The sequence below is a fragment of the Neorhizobium alkalisoli genome (assembly GCF_007829835.1).
Classification (GTDB): domain Bacteria; phylum Pseudomonadota; class Alphaproteobacteria; order Rhizobiales; family Rhizobiaceae; genus Neorhizobium.
In genome coordinates this window covers 200066-214558 of the sequence record NZ_VIWP01000007.1, presented here as the reverse complement: position 1 = coordinate 214558, position 14493 = coordinate 200066, and the positions used below count along the sequence as shown (strand labels likewise).

The window sequence follows — 14493 nt, the reverse complement described above, 5'->3', positions numbered from 1 at the left end:
GAAGTTTGAAAATGGCAGTCTCTCCCAATCCTGAAGTAACCGTTGGCGAGGGGGAGGCGAAGGTCACTTTCTCGAACACGAAAAAGCTCTCGCTGATCGCTGGCCCCTGCCAGATGGAAAGCCGTGACCACGCCTTCATGATGGCCGGCACGCTTGTCGAACTCTGCAAGAAGCTTGGGATCGGTCTCGTCTACAAGTCGTCCTTCGACAAGGCGAACCGCACCTCGATCGCCGGCAAGCGCGGCATCGGTCTCGAAACCGCCATGGAGGTTTTCGTCGACCTGAAGAAGGAATACGGCTTCCCGGTTCTCACCGACATCCACACGGAAGAACAGTGCGGCATCGTCGCCGAAACCGTCGATATCCTGCAGATTCCGGCTTTCCTGTCGCGCCAGACCGACCTTCTCGTTGCCGCGGCCAAAACCGGCCGTGCGATCAACGTCAAGAAGGGCCAGTTCCTGGCGCCTTGGGACATGAAGAACGTCCAGGCAAAGTTCACCGAAAGCGGCAATCCGAACGTCATGCTCTGCGAGCGTGGCGCGTCTTTCGGTTACAACACGCTCGTCTCCGACATGCGCTCGCTGCCGATCATGGCTTCCTTCGGTTCGCCGGTCATTTTCGACGCCACCCATTCCGTGCAGCAGCCGGGCGGGCAGGGCGGTTCGAGCGGTGGTGACCGCACGATGGTGCCGGTTCTGGCCCGCGCAGCCGTCGCGGTTGGTGTGGCCGGTCTGTTCGTGGAAACCCATCAGGACCCGGACAATGCCCCGTCGGATGGCCCGAACATGGTGCGACTGGAGGATATGCCGGCCTTGCTCGAAAAGCTGATGGCGCTCGACGCCGTTGCAAAAGGCTGAATTTGCATAGCCGTTCAAACGACTGACACGTTTCTGCGTTAGGCGGCTATCATGTTTGCGGGATCGGCGAACGAAGCGACAGAGGATTCGCCTTGCCATTCGTTCGCATTCGATTATGAGACTTTAAATCGATTGAATTTCGATCGACCATAACCAAGCGAGGAGCGCTATGACCGCCATTACCGACATCATCGCACGAGAAATTCTCGACAGCCGCGGCAATCCGACCGTCGAAGTCGACGTTTATCTCGAAGACGGCTCGATGGGCCGTGCCGCCGTTCCGTCGGGCGCCTCCACCGGTGCGCATGAGGCGGTTGAGCTCCGCGATGGCGGCAAGCGTTACCTCGGCAAGGGTGTCGAAAAGGCCGTCGAAGCCGTCAACACCGAGATCTTTGACGCGATCGGCGGTTTTGACGCCGAAAGCCAGATCCATATCGACAAGACCATGATCGCGCTCGACGGCACGCCGAACAAGTCGCGTCTCGGCGCCAACGCCATCCTCGGCGTTTCGCTCGCCGTCGCCAAGGCTGCCGCCGATTCGGCTGGCCTGCCGCTCTACCGTTACGTCGGCGGCGCCGGCGCACACATCCTGCCGGTTCCGATGATGAACATCATCAACGGTGGCGCCCATGCCGACAATCCGATCGACTTCCAGGAATTCATGATCCTGCCGGTCGGCGCAGAAACCCTGCGCGACGCCGTCCGCATCGGTTCCGAAATCTTCCACACGCTGAAGAAGGAACTGCATGCCGGCGGTCACAACACCAATGTCGGTGACGAAGGCGGTTTTGCTCCGAACCTGAAGAGCGCCCCGGAAGCCCTCGATTTCATCATGAAGTCGATCGAAAAGGCCGGCTACACGCCGGGCGGCGACGTCTTCCTCGGCCTCGACTGCGCCTCGACCGAATTCTTCAAGGACGGCAAATACGTCATGGAAGGCGAAGGCCGCACGCTGGAGCCGGAAGCCATGGCCGAATACCTGGCGGAACTCGCTGCCAAGTACCCGATCATTTCGATTGAGGACGGCATGGCGGAAGACGACTGGGCCGGCTGGAAGTCCTTGACCGACAAGATCGGCTCCAAGGTGCAGCTGGTTGGCGACGATCTGTTCGTCACCAATTCTTCGCGCCTGCGCGACGGCATCAAGATGGGCGTTGCCAACTCCATCCTCGTCAAGGTCAACCAGATCGGCTCGCTGACGGAAACGCTCGACGCAGTCGAGACCGCCCACAAGGCAGCTTACACCGCCGTCATGTCGCACCGCTCGGGCGAAACCGAAGATTCGACGATTGCCGATCTCGCGGTTGCCACCAACTGCGGTCAGATCAAGACCGGCTCGCTGTCGCGCTCCGACCGTATGGCCAAGTACAACCAGCTGATCCGTATCGAGGAAATGCTCGGTCCGCAGGCTGCTTACGCCGGCCGCAGCATCCTCAAGGGCTGATCTTTTTCAGGCCATTTGATCAAGAGGCCCGCGCTTTTGGCGCGGGCCTTTTTCGTATGATCTTTCGCGGCGATATCCTTTGGCACGAAGCGGATCCTGCCTCTGATCGCTGCTCTCGACAACGCGCAGGCAATCTTGCCATCCCGTGTTCGCCATTGACGCGCGCATGTTTAGCGACGATAGGGTCACGCCGAAAATTGGGCCAGGCACGAGCCGGCCGACAACAGGAGTTTATCCGTGAGCGAACCGACCGTAGCAGACGCAACGAACCGCATTTATGAATCGCTCAATGCCGACAATGCCGATATCGATCTGCATATCGCCACCCTCAAGGCAGCGTTGACGCGCGAGGGCCTGAAAGAGGCGGTGTTCGATCCGGCGAAGCTGGTGCAGAACAATCGTTCCGGCAGAAAGCTGATGCAGGCGTATTTTCGCCAGCGCGGCGTAACGGTGAAATTTTCCGTGACGTAAGGCTTTCGGGCGGTCCGGATATGTCCGCCTTGGGTTGCCGCGGGATGGCTTGAACAGAGATGGCTGAGCCGGTTTTCGATCTTCGGCGCGATACCACGATCTTGCGCTGATTTTTCGTGCCGCCCTCTAGTGCTGACTGCGCAAAAACATTAGCGTCCGGCTCCTTCCATCTTTCTCATTGCTTGAGGCGCCCCATGGTCGAGCCATCTCTCTTCGCCCGTTTTGTTGCTCTCGTCGGCGGCGCTGCCGTTGCCCTTCGCCATTCCGGGGATGGCGCGCGCAAGCCGGTCTACGGCACGGCGCCGGTCATTCCGGAAGCCAAGGCCCAGGGCAAGATCCCGACGTTGAAAATGCCGACGGCCAAGGGCTGGGAAGGCAATCACAAGCCGACGGCTGCCGCCGGCCTCAAGGTCAATGCCTTCGCGAAAAACCTCCTGCATCCGCGCAACATGTATGTCCTGCCGAATGGCGACGTGCTGGTGGCCGAATCCACGAGTGAACGGGAAAAGCCGAACGGCCTGTTCGAACATGCCATGCATGCCACGATGCAGCGCGCCGGTGCCGCCGGCATCAGCGCCAACCGCGTGACGCTGCTGCGCGATGCCGATGGCGACGGTGTCGCCGAGCAGAGCTTCCCGCTGATCGAAAACGTCCGCCAGCCTTTCGGCATGGTTTTGGTTGGCGACACGCTTTATGTCGGCGCCAGCGACGCGCTTCTCGCCTATCCTTATGAGACGGGCGCCACGAAAATCAGCGTGACGGGCAAGAAGCTGATGGATCTGATCCCCGGCGGTCACTGGACGCGCAATCTGATCGCCAGCAAGGACGGCACGAAAATTTACGTCGCTGTCGGTTCGCTCAGCAATATCGGTGACGCCGGCATGGCGGCGGAAGAAAACCGCGCCTGCATCTTTGAATACGACATTGCCTCCGGCCAGTCGCGCATCTTTGCCGGCGGCCTGCGCAATCCGGTCGGCATGGCCTGGGAACCCGAGGGCGGCATGCTCTGGACGGTCGTCAACGAGCGTGACGGTCTCGGCGACGAAACGCCGCCTGACTATCTGACCTCGGTGCGCGATGGCGGCTTTTACGGCTGGCCGTTTTGCTACTGGGACCGCGTCGTGGATGACCGCGTGCCGCAGGATGCCGCCAAGGTCGCCTCGGCGCTGCAGCCCGATTATGCGCTTGGCGGACACACTGCCTCGCTCGGCCTCTGCTGGCTGCCGGAAGGCACGCTGCCAGGCTTCTCGGCCGGCATGGCGATCGGCCAGCACGGTTCCTGGAACCGCTCGAAGCTGTCCGGCTACAAGCTGGCCTTCGTCGCTTTCGAAAAGGGCAAGCCCGTCGGCATGCCGCGCGAAATCCTGACCGATTTTCTGTCGCCGGACGAAAAGCACTCTTATGGTCGCCCGGTCGGCGTGGCGCTTGCCGCCGATGGCGCGGTGCTGATGGCCGATGACGTGGGTGATATCATCTGGCGTGTTACCGGCGCCTGAGGTCGAAGATTCTCATTTGTCGCGAAGATTGAAGCCGCTCGCCCCGATGGGGCTGGCGGCTTTTTGTTTCAGACAATGCCGCCGAGGGGGCTTCGCTGGTTGCAGGCCCTCTGCCATAGCGCTGCGGTAGTGATAACCGATGATCCGGCACTGAAACTCAAAAATGAGGTAGGTGAGTATGGATTTATAAGCCTTGGGGCATATTTAGTGTCGCAGGCGCTTCTGCGGACGAAGAAAACAGAGCTTCTCCCCTAAGTTTCCAGGTCACTCATCGTCACAGCATTTGCTCGGAATACCAGAAGCTCCATGAACCGTCCCACTGTTGATCTTACCAATTGTGATCGCGAGCCGATCCATTTGCTCGGTGCCATCCAGCCAATCGGCTTTCTGCTTTCGCTCACTCTTGATTGGATCATTGCGCGGGCATCGGCCAATATCGCCGAGTTCATCAAGGTGGACGATGGCGACCTCGTGGGCCGCCCGCTTTCCGAAATTTTTCTGCCGGAAACCATCCATAGCCTGCGAAACCGGCTCGCCACACTCCGTGGTGCGAATGCCGTCGACAAGGTTTTTGATACGCCGCTGACCCCTCGCGGCCAGCCATTCGATATCGCGATCCACATTTCGAGCGGACAGATCGTTATCGAAGCCCAGCCCTCGGCCGCGAGGCACGGTGATGCGACGAGCATGGTGCGCTCGATGATCTCCAGGCTTGATGTCATGGGAGAAGCCTCCGCCTTTTATACCGAAGGCGCGCGGCAGGTGAGGGCGCTGACCGGTTTCGATCGCGTCATGGTCTATCGTTTTGCGGAAGACGGATCGGGCGAGGTGGTCGCTGAAACCTGCAAGCCCGGTATCGGCTCTTTCAAGGGGCTTCATTACCCGGCAAGCGATATTCCGGTCCAGGCGCGCGAACTCTACAAGCGCAACCTGCTGCGGGTGATTTCCGATGTCGATGCCGTACCGGTCGCCATCCTGCCGCAGCGCGACGAGAAGGGGCAGCTGCTCGATCTCTCCTATTCGATCCTGCGGTCGGTCTCGCCGATCCATATCGAATATCTGAAAAACATGGGCGTGCGCGCCTCCATGTCGATTTCGATCATCGTTGACGGCGAACTCTGGGGCCTGTTTGCCTGTCATCACTATTCGGCCAAGTCGCCGAGCTTCGAAATCCGCTCTGTCTGCGAGCTCTTTTCGCAAATGTACTCGCTGCGGCTGGAGAGCCGCGAGCGCAAGGAGGTCATGGATTACGAGCGGCGGGCGAGGGACATTTCCGACCAGCTTCTGGGCGCCGTCGCGACCAATGAAATGCTGCTCAACGATCCCGAATGGCTTGCCGGCGTCCTGACCGATGTCATCCCGGCGGAGGGCGTCGGTGTCTGGATCAACGGCAATTACGCCTTCTGGGGCATCACGCCATCCACCGAACAGTTCGCCCGCATCGTCCGGGCTCTGAACACCGCAGCCGCAACCCGCGTCTTCGCGACAGATGAAATCGCCTCATTGGTGCCCGAAGCGAAGGACTATACGGAAAGCGCGGCCGGCATGCTTGCCATCCCGATTTCCCGTTCCCCGCGCGACTATGTCATCCTGTTTCGCCGGGAACTGGTTCGCTCGGTGCGCTGGGCCGGCGATCCCCACAAGCCGGTCGAATATGGCCCGAATGGCCCGCGCCTGACCCCGCGTGAAAGTTTTGCCGAATGGCAGCAGCTCGTACAGGGGCACAGCAAGCCGTTCTCAGCACCCGAAAAGCGCGTGGCGGAAACATTGCGTGCAACGCTGATCGAAGTCGTCCTGCGGCTTGCAGGCGAGGCGAGTGCCCAGCGTGACGCTGCCAATCGCAAACAGGAAGTCCTGATCGCCGAGCTGAACCATCGGGTTCGCAATATTCTCGGCGTGATCCGCGGCCTGATCCGTCAGGCCAAGCCGTCCTCCGACAAGATCGAGGATTTTGTGGATCTGGTCGACGGGCGTATCCACGCGTTGGCGCGGGCGCATAACCAGATTACCGACGATCATTGGGGCCCGGCGCCGATCGGCGCGCTGATCGATGCCGAAGCACGCGCCTTTCTTGGCGAGGAGAACCGCGGCATCCATGTGTCTGGCGAGCCGGTCCTGCTCAATCCGCAGGCCTATTCCACCATGGCGCTTGTCGTGCACGAACTGGTCACGAATTCGACCAAGTATGGCAGCCTGTCCAGTGGTGGCCATGTCGATATTTCGTGGTCGCGTGCGGAAGACGGCGGGCTGGTTTTCGAATGGCAGGAGCGGGGCGGGCCACCGGTCGTACCGCCAAGCCGCAAGGGCTTTGGAACGACCATTATCGGCCGATCGGTTCCTTACGATCTGGGCGGCCAGGCGACCATCGACTATGCGCCCTCGGGCGTCAGGGCAAGATTCCAGATCCCGGCTCGCCATGTGTCGGAAACGGCCGGACCGCAGCCGCCGGCCCGGCTGAGGCAGCCTCGGCATTCTCCGTCCCATCCGACGAAGAAGGTGGAAAAGGAATTTCTTGCCGGCCATCGTGTGCTTCTGGTCGAGGACAGTCTGATCATCGCGCTGGACGCGGAAGATATCCTGACGCGGCTCGGAGCGGAGGTGATGACGGCATCTTCTGTCGAGAGCGGGCTGGAAATCATCGACAACAACCCGCCGACGCTTGCGGTGCTGGATATCAATCTTGGCGACCAGACAAGCTTTACGGTTGCCGACCGCCTGGCGGAAATGGGCACGCCGTTCATCTTCGCAACCGGTTATGGCGAGCAGGCGATGCTTCCTGATCACCAGCAGCACAGGACGGTGGTGCAAAAGCCTTACACGCTGGAAGGCATTGCCCGCATTCTGGAAGAGTTGATCGCGGAAGAGAACCTGCGCCGCTGAACGGTGCCGCCGGCGATCATCGCGTTTCGCCCGGCATCTTTTCGATCTTTCTGTTGGACACACTGCTCACCGTCTGCCAAAAGCGCGGCGGGGCGCGACCGCCGTTATCTTTAGAACGGGTTCGGGCGACCGATTGACGTCACGTTGCTGCCGCGAGACCACGCTGGCCGTCCCACTTATCTGCACCGGCAGACCCGGCCGATGCAGCGCCTCGAAAGCAGGCTGCTCTCTATCCTCAACGATTGCTTAAGCAAGTTCTGCGAATCTGAACGGCATTCCGGATCGAATCCGATCCGTAAAGCGTTGTCGGGCGTTGAGCAGGTATGTGGACCAAGCACCATAAAGAACGAAAAATCGGTCGTTTTATCCTTCCTGCCATCACGATCGCCTTCGTGTCCTATTTTGGCTATCATTGCGTGCATGGTGATCTTGGATTGATCGCCACGGAGGAATTCGAGCGCCAGAGGCTGGCCCGGACCGACGAGCTTGCAAAGCTTTCCGCCAAGCGCGAGGCGCTGGAGCGCCAAGTGCAGCTGATGAGCGACGGTTCGCTCGAAAAGGACATGCTCGACGAAATCGCCCGTTATCAGCTGAATGTCTCCCGTCGGGACGAGATTACCATCTTCAACAGCTACTTCTAAGTTAACCGGAATTCGGTTAATTTCATATTTTATCAATTATATCAGTGGCTTAACTTACATGTGAGCCATGCAAATATGTCATTGCTGGGGCGTGCTTTCTTGCATATGGTACGCGCCGAAGCCGGGGTGCGTCATTTTGACATGGTGGCCCCCAACTCATAAGCGCAGCACTAAAGGGAGGGATTGATGGCGCCGACCAAGACCGCGTCTGTATCCGGCCGCAAAACAGCGGCAAAGTCTGCAAACCGTAACGGCTCCAAGGCCGTTTCCAAGGAATTCACGGGCAAGAACACGCCCGACTTCGGCAAGGACGAAGATCTTCACGCTTATCGTGAGATGCTTCTGATCCGCCGTTTCGAAGAAAAGGCCGGCCAGCTTTACGGCATGGGCTTTATCGGTGGTTTCTGTCACCTGTATATCGGCCAGGAAGCTGTCGTTGTCGGCATGCAGATGGCCCAGCAGGAAGGTGATCAGGTCATCACCGCCTATCGTGACCACGGTCACATGCTGGCAACCGGCATGAGCGCCCGCGGCGTCATGGCCGAGCTGACCGGCCGTCGCGGCGGTTATTCGCGCGGCAAGGGCGGCTCGATGCACATGTTCTCCAAGGAGAAGCATTTTTACGGCGGTCACGGCATCGTCGGTGCGCAGGTATCGCTCGGCACCGGTCTCGCCTTCGCCAATGCCTACCGCAACAACGATTCTGTTTCGGTCGCATATTTCGGCGATGGCGCTGCCAACCAGGGCCAGGTCTACGAGAGCTTCAACATGGCTGCTCTCTGGAAACTGCCGATCATCTATATCGTCGAGAACAACCGTTACGCCATGGGCACCTCGACCGCCCGTGCAACGGCGCAGTCGAACTATTCGCTGCGTGGTTCCGGCTTCGGCATTCCCGGCATCCAGGTGGATGGCATGGATGTCCGCGCCGTCAAGGCTGCGGCCGACGAGGCGCTCGAGCATTGCCGTTCCGGCAAGGGCCCGATCATCCTCGAAATGCTGACCTACCGTTACCGCGGTCACTCCATGTCCGACCCGGCGAAGTATCGCTCCAAGGACGAAGTGCAGAAGATGCGTTCCGAGCACGATCCGATCGAACAGGTTCGTCTGCGCCTGCTCGAAAAGGGCTGGGCCACCGAGGACGAGCTGAAGGCGATCGACAAGGACATCCGCGACATCGTTTCGGATAGTGCCGATTTCGCCCAGGCCGATCCGGAGCCGGATGTTTCCGAGCTCTACACCGACATTCTGCTCTGATCGCGGGGAGAAAATCCTATGCCAATCGATATTCTTATGCCCGCCCTTTCCCCGACCATGGAGGAAGGCACGCTTTCCAAATGGCTGAAGAAGGAAGGCGACAAGGTCACGTCCGGCGATGTCATCGCGGAAATCGAGACCGACAAGGCGACCATGGAAGTGGAAGCCGTCGATGAAGGCGTGATCGGCAAGCTGCTGGTCGAAGCCGGCACCGAAAACGTCAAGGTCAACACCAAGATTGCCGTGCTCCTGCAGAATGGCGAAAGCGCCGATGCGATCGGTTCGGAGGCTCCGGCCGCTGCTCCGAAGGCAGAGGCTACGGCCGCCGCCGAAGAAGCAAAGCCGGCTCCGGCCGCTTCGTCTGCCGCTGCTCCGGTCCCCGCCCAGCCGAAGGTCGAAGCCGCTGCCGATCCGGATATTCCGGCCGGCACCGAAATGGTCATGACCACCGTGCGCGAAGCGCTGCGTGATGCCATGGCCGAAGAAATGCGCCGCGATGGCGATGTCTTCGTCATGGGTGAAGAAGTCGCCGAATATCAGGGCGCCTACAAGATTACCCAGGGCCTTTTGCAGGAATTCGGCGCGCGTCGCGTCATCGATACCCCGATCACCGAACACGGCTTTGCCGGCGTCGGCGTCGGTGCTGCAATGGCCGGCCTGAAGCCGATCGTCGAGTTCATGACCTTCAACTTCGCCATGCAGGCGATCGACCAGATCATCAACTCGGCTGCCAAGACGCTCTACATGTCCGGCGGCCAGATGGGCGCTCCGATCGTGTTCCGCGGCCCGAACGGTGCCGCTGCCCGCGTCGGCGCCCAGCACAGCCAGGATTACGCATCCTGGTACAGCCAGATCCCGGGCCTCAAGGTCATCATGCCGTATACGGCTGCTGACGCGAAGGGCCTGTTGAAGGCCGCTATCCGCGATCCGAACCCGATCGTTTTCCTTGAAAACGAAATCCTCTACGGCCAGTCCTTCGAAGTTCCGAAGATGGATGACTTCGTCCTGCCGATCGGCAAGGCGCGCATCCACCGCAAGGGCAAGGACGCGACCATCGTCTCCTTCGGTATCGGCATGACCTACGCGGTCAAGGCTGTTGCCGAACTGGAGAAGGAAGGCATCGATGTCGAGCTGATCGACCTTCGTACGCTGCGTCCGATGGACCTTCCGACCGTCATCGAATCGGTCAAGAAGACCGGCCGCCTCGTGACCGTCGAGGAAGGCTATCCGCAGAACTCGGTCGGCGCCGAAATCGCCACCCGCGTCATGCAGCAGGCTTTTGACTATCTCGATGCACCGGTTCTGACGATCGCCGGCAAGGACGTTCCGATGCCCTACGCCGCGAACCTCGAAAAGCTGGCTCTGCCGAATGTCGACGAAGTCGTCCAGGCGGTGAAGACCGTCTGCTACAAGTAAGGAAGGGTGATACGATGCCGATCAACATCACCATGCCTGCCCTGTCGCCGACCATGGAAGAGGGCAACCTCGCGAAATGGCTGGTCAAGGAAGGCGATACGGTCAAGTCCGGCGACGTGATCGCCGAGATCGAAACCGACAAGGCGACCATGGAAGTGGAAGCCGTCGATGAGGGCGTCGTTGCCAAGATCGTCGTGCCGGCTGGCACGGAATCGGTCAAGGTCAACGCCCTGATCGCCATCCTCGCCGCCGAAGGCGAGGATGTTTCGGCCGCAGCTGCCGGCGCCGGCTCTGCCGCTCCGGCCGCCAAGGCTGAAGCTGCTCCGGCTGAAAAGGCCGCTGAAGCTCCGAAGGCCGCCGCTCCGGTCACCGACGCTGCTCCGGCACCGTCCACCCCGGCACCGGTCGCAAAGTCCGGCGAGCGTGTTTTCGCTTCGCCGCTCGCACGCCGTCTCGCCAAGGAAGCCGGTATCGACCTTACCGCCGTCACCGGCTCCGGCCCGCATGGCCGCGTCGTCAAGGCGGATATCGAGAAGGCCGGCACGTCCGGCGCTGCCAGGGCTGCACCTTCTGCTGCCCCGGCGGCTGCAGGCGCACCGGCTCCGGCGCTCGCCAAGGGCCCGTCCGACGACAACGTGCTAAAGCTGTTTGCGGAAGGCTCCTACGAGCTGCTGCCGCATGACGGCATGCGCAAGACGATCGCCGCGCGCCTGACCGAGTCGACCCAGACCGTTCCGTCCTACACGATCTCGATGGACTGCGAACTCGATGCCATGCTGAAGCTGCGCACCGAGATCAACGCCTCGGCACCGGTGAAGAAGACGGAAAAGGGCGAAGTCCCGGCCTTCAAGCTGTCGGTCAACGACTTCATCATCAAGGCGATGGCGCTTGCGCTGCGCGATGTCCCGATGGCGAATGCCTCCTGGACCTCGACGGCCCGCGTTCTGCACAAACACGCCGATGTCGGCGTTGCCGTGTCGATCCCGGACGGCCTGATCACGCCGATCGTCCGCAAGGCAGAGACCAAGACCCTGTCGGTCATCTCCAACGAGGTGAAGGATCTTGCCAAGCGCGCCCGCGACAAGAAGCTGAAGCCGGATGAATACCAGGGCGGCACGACTTCCGTGTCCAACCTCGGCATGTTCGGTGTCTCGTCCTTCACGTCGATCGTCAACCTGCCGCAGGCCTCGATCGTCTCGATCGGCGCCGGCGTCGAGAAGCCTGTCGTCCGCGGCGGCAAGATCGAAGTCGGCACGGTGATGACGGCAACCTTCGCCTTCGACCACCGCGTCATCGACGGCGCGCTCGGCGCAGAGCTCGCATCTGCCTTCAAGCGCTACATCGAAAACCCGATGGCGATGCTGGTCTAGTCGAAATTCGGCCGCGGTGAAGATCGCGGCCGGTTCCACCTGCGGATGCGTCAGTGCGTGACATTTGCCGATCGGATCTCCATATTTGATGGATGCCGATTACGGTGGTTGGGCGTGCTGGAGGGTATTCGATGGCGAATGAACCAGTGGACATGATCATGCCGATGCTGCGCGAGATGCGCAGTGAGATGAATGAACAATTTTCGCGGATTGATCAGCGCATAGGCGATGTCGAAGATGAACTGAAAAGTGTCCGCAAAATGTTGGTTGCTGACACACTGATGTCGAAGCTCGCCACAGGCGACTTTGAAAAGCGGATTTCGACGCTGGAGACCGACGTTCAAAGGCTGATGAAGGATACCTGATCCTCTCGGAGGCGCGTCGGCAGGGAATGGATGGCATAGGGACAATATGAAAACCGTTCTCTGCTTCGGCGATTCCCTGACCTGGGGTTACGATACGGAAACGCGCGACCGTCATCCCCATGGGGATCGTTGGCCGAGCGTTCTTCAGGCCGCACTCGGCTCCGATGTCACCGTCATCGCCGAAGGGCTGAACGGCCGCACCACCGCCTATGACGATTACCTCGCGGATTGTGATCGCAACGGTGTCAAAAACCTGCCGACGGTTCTGCATACGCATATGCCGCTCGATCTCGTCATCATCATGCTGGGGTCGAACGACATGAAGCCGATGATTGCCGGCACCGCCCATGCGGCGCGGGCCGGCATGCAGCGTCTGGTCGGGCTAGTCCGTCACCACGAATATTCCTTCGACTACGATGCGCCGGATATTCTGATCGTCTCACCGCCGCCCATCTGCGAGACGGCCGATCCGGTCTTCGCGGCGGTGTTCAAGGGTGGCATCGAGGAGTCGGCCATGCTCGCTTCGCTCTATCGCGACCTTGCCGATGAACTCGGCTGCGGTTTCTTCGATGCGGGCTCCGTCGCCAAGGTCACGCCGGTCGATGGCGTGCACATGAATGCGGAAAACACCCGCGCGCTCGGACGCGGCCTCGAGCCGATCGTTCGGGTCATGCTCGGGCTCTAGATAAAAGTTTCAAGTGAGGCAGGCCGCGCTTTGCAGGCCGCCCAAAGAGAAGGCAGGAAACAATGGCTCAATCTTACGACGTCATCGTCATCGGCTCCGGTCCCGGCGGTTATATCGCCGCCATCCGCGCAGCCCAGCTCGGTCTCAAGGTCGCCTGCGTCGAGCGCGAGCATCTGGCTGGCATCTGCTCCAACTGGGGCTGCATCCCGACCAAGGCACTGCTGCGTTCCGCCGACGTGCTGCACACCGCCCAGCATGGCAAGGATTATGGCCTGACCCTGAACGGCACGATCGAGCCGGATATCAAGGCGATCGTCGCCCGTTCGCGCGGCATTGCCCAGCGCATGAACAACGGCGTCGGCTTCCTGTTCAAGAAGAACAAGGTCGATATCATCTGGGGTGAGGCAAAAATCACCAAGCCGGGCGAGATCGTCGTCGGCAAGTCGACCAAGCCGGTCGTCCAGCCGCAGGGTCCGGTGCCGAAGAACACGCTGGGCGAGGGCACCTATACCGCCAAGCACATCATCGTCGCGACCGGCGCCCGTCCGCGTGCTCTGCCGGGCCTCGAGCCGGACGGCAAGCTGATCTGGACCTATTTCGAGGCGATGAAGCCGGAAGAAATGCCAAAGTCGCTGCTGGTCATGGGCTCTGGCGCGATCGGCATCGAATTCGCCTCCTTCTACCGCACGATGGGCGTCGATGTGACGGTCGTCGAAGTCCTGTCCCAGGTCATGCCGGTGGAAGATGCCGAGATCTCGGCGCTCGCCAAGAAGCAGTTCGAGAAGCAGGGCATCAAGATCCATCTGGAAGCCAAGGTCGCCAAGGTGGAGAAGGGTGCAAACTCGATCACCGCTCATGTCGAGAAGAAGGACGGCACGGTCGAGAAGATCACTGCCGACCGGATGATCTCGGCTGTCGGCGTCGTCGCCAATATCGAGAATATCGGCCTTGAAGCAGCCGGCGTGAAGACCGAGCGCGGTTTCATTTCGATCGACGGTTACGGCAAGACCAACGTGCCCGGCATCTACGCGATCGGCGACGTTGCCGGCGGCCCGCTGCTCGCCCACAAGGCCGAGCATGAGGCCGTCATCTGCATCGAAAAGATCGCCGGCCTGCCGAACGTCCATCCGATGGACCGCAACAAGATCCCGGGCTGCACCTATTGCAACCCGCAGGTCGCATCTGTCGGTCTGACGGAAGCCAAGGCGAAGGCCGAAGGCCGCGATATCCGCGTCGGCCGTTTCCCCTTCGTCGCCAACGGCAAGGCGATTGCGCTTGGTGAAGACCAGGGCCTGGTCAAGACGATCTTCGACAAGAAGACCGGCGAACTTTTGGGCGCCCACATGGTCGGCGCGGAAGTCACCGAACTGATCCAGGGCTTTGTCGTCGCCATGAACCTGGAGACGACCGAGGAAGACCTGATGCACACCATCTTCCCGCATCCGACCATTTCGGAGACGATGAAGGAAAGCGTGCTCGACGCTTACGGACGTGCATTGAACGCGTAATCCGGGCCTTGCCCCTCACCCTAACCCTCTCCCCGCTTGCGGGGAGAGGGGACGTGCCCCACGCGACATTCAAGATCGGGGGCGAGGGTGCGGCATATCCCTT

At 60.7% G+C, this 14493-nt stretch carries 12 protein-coding genes; all 12 read left to right on the top strand.

Annotated features, from left to right (window positions below; genetic code table 11):
- The first annotated feature begins 11 nt into the window (after nucleotides 1–11).
- The 12 genes from kdsA to lpdA all read left to right on the top strand — a co-directional run bounded on the left by kdsA (nucleotide 12) and on the right by lpdA (nucleotide 14390).
- Nucleotides 12–857, top strand: a complete 846-nt coding sequence (kdsA, locus tag FHW37_RS24540) for a 3-deoxy-8-phosphooctulonate synthase (RefSeq protein ID WP_145641131.1) — start codon at nucleotides 12–14, stop codon at nucleotides 855–857.
- 169 nt (nucleotides 858–1026) lie between these two features.
- Nucleotides 1027–2301 carry a phosphopyruvate hydratase gene (gene eno / locus FHW37_RS24535; protein ID WP_145641129.1) on the top strand — a complete coding sequence of 425 codons (1275 nt, stop codon included), beginning with the start codon at nucleotides 1027–1029 and terminating at the stop codon, nucleotides 2299–2301.
- A 237-nt stretch (nucleotides 2302–2538) separates the two neighbouring features.
- Entirely contained in the window at nucleotides 2539–2772 is a 234-nt protein-coding gene (locus FHW37_RS24530; protein ID WP_145641128.1) for a hypothetical protein, read from the top strand.
- A 194-nt stretch (nucleotides 2773–2966) separates the two neighbouring features.
- On the top strand, nucleotides 2967–4268 hold the full coding sequence (locus tag FHW37_RS24525) for a PQQ-dependent sugar dehydrogenase (RefSeq protein ID WP_145641126.1): 1302 nt from the start codon (nucleotides 2967–2969) through the stop codon (nucleotides 4266–4268).
- Between the two features lie 306 nt (nucleotides 4269–4574).
- Nucleotides 4575–7148 carry an HWE histidine kinase domain-containing protein gene (locus tag FHW37_RS24520; RefSeq protein ID WP_145641124.1) on the top strand — a complete coding sequence of 858 codons (2574 nt, stop codon included), beginning with the start codon at nucleotides 4575–4577 and terminating at the stop codon, nucleotides 7146–7148.
- Between the two features lie 323 nt (nucleotides 7149–7471).
- Nucleotides 7472–7789 carry an FtsB family cell division protein gene (locus FHW37_RS24515; RefSeq protein ID WP_145641122.1) on the top strand — a complete coding sequence of 106 codons (318 nt, stop codon included), beginning with the start codon at nucleotides 7472–7474 and terminating at the stop codon, nucleotides 7787–7789.
- 186 nt (nucleotides 7790–7975) lie between these two features.
- Nucleotides 7976–9046 (top strand): pyruvate dehydrogenase (acetyl-transferring) E1 component subunit alpha, encoded by a 1071-nt coding sequence (gene pdhA / locus FHW37_RS24510; RefSeq protein WP_145641120.1) that lies wholly within the window; start codon nucleotides 7976–7978, stop codon nucleotides 9044–9046.
- Nucleotides 9047–9064: 18 nt separating this feature from the next.
- Complete coding sequence (locus tag FHW37_RS24505; protein WP_145641118.1) at nucleotides 9065–10462, top strand: pyruvate dehydrogenase complex E1 component subunit beta; 1398 nt, start codon at nucleotides 9065–9067, stop codon at nucleotides 10460–10462.
- 14 nt (nucleotides 10463–10476) lie between these two features.
- Nucleotides 10477–11832: a pyruvate dehydrogenase complex dihydrolipoamide acetyltransferase gene (locus FHW37_RS24500; protein ID WP_145641116.1), complete on the top strand. Its 1356-nt coding sequence runs from the start codon at nucleotides 10477–10479 to the stop codon at nucleotides 11830–11832.
- Between the two features lie 131 nt (nucleotides 11833–11963).
- Entirely contained in the window at nucleotides 11964–12197 is a 234-nt protein-coding gene (locus tag FHW37_RS24495; protein ID WP_145641114.1) for a hypothetical protein, read from the top strand.
- A gap of 46 nt (nucleotides 12198–12243) precedes the next feature.
- Nucleotides 12244–12882 (top strand): SGNH/GDSL hydrolase family protein, encoded by a 639-nt coding sequence (locus tag FHW37_RS24490; protein ID WP_145641112.1) that lies wholly within the window; start codon nucleotides 12244–12246, stop codon nucleotides 12880–12882.
- Between the two features lie 62 nt (nucleotides 12883–12944).
- Nucleotides 12945–14390: a dihydrolipoyl dehydrogenase gene (gene lpdA, locus FHW37_RS24485; RefSeq protein WP_145641110.1), complete on the top strand. Its 1446-nt coding sequence runs from the start codon at nucleotides 12945–12947 to the stop codon at nucleotides 14388–14390.
- Nucleotides 14391–14493 lie beyond the last annotated feature (103 nt).

Coding starts and splice junctions, on each gene's coding strand:
- kdsA (WP_145641131.1), top strand. CDS start 12: ATGGCAGTCTCTCCCAATCCTGAAGTAACCGTTGGCGAGGGGGAGGCG.
- eno (WP_145641129.1), top strand. CDS start 1,027: ATGACCGCCATTACCGACATCATCGCACGAGAAATTCTCGACAGCCGC.
- FHW37_RS24525 (WP_145641126.1), top strand. CDS start 2,967: ATGGTCGAGCCATCTCTCTTCGCCCGTTTTGTTGCTCTCGTCGGCGGC.
- FHW37_RS24520 (WP_145641124.1), top strand. CDS start 4,575: ATGAACCGTCCCACTGTTGATCTTACCAATTGTGATCGCGAGCCGATC.
- FHW37_RS24515 (WP_145641122.1), top strand. CDS start 7,472: ATGTGGACCAAGCACCATAAAGAACGAAAAATCGGTCGTTTTATCCTT.
- pdhA (WP_145641120.1), top strand. CDS start 7,976: ATGGCGCCGACCAAGACCGCGTCTGTATCCGGCCGCAAAACAGCGGCA.
- FHW37_RS24505 (WP_145641118.1), top strand. CDS start 9,065: ATGCCAATCGATATTCTTATGCCCGCCCTTTCCCCGACCATGGAGGAA.
- FHW37_RS24500 (WP_145641116.1), top strand. CDS start 10,477: ATGCCGATCAACATCACCATGCCTGCCCTGTCGCCGACCATGGAAGAG.
- FHW37_RS24495 (WP_145641114.1), top strand. CDS start 11,964: ATGGCGAATGAACCAGTGGACATGATCATGCCGATGCTGCGCGAGATG.
- FHW37_RS24490 (WP_145641112.1), top strand. CDS start 12,244: ATGAAAACCGTTCTCTGCTTCGGCGATTCCCTGACCTGGGGTTACGAT.
- lpdA (WP_145641110.1), top strand. CDS start 12,945: ATGGCTCAATCTTACGACGTCATCGTCATCGGCTCCGGTCCCGGCGGT.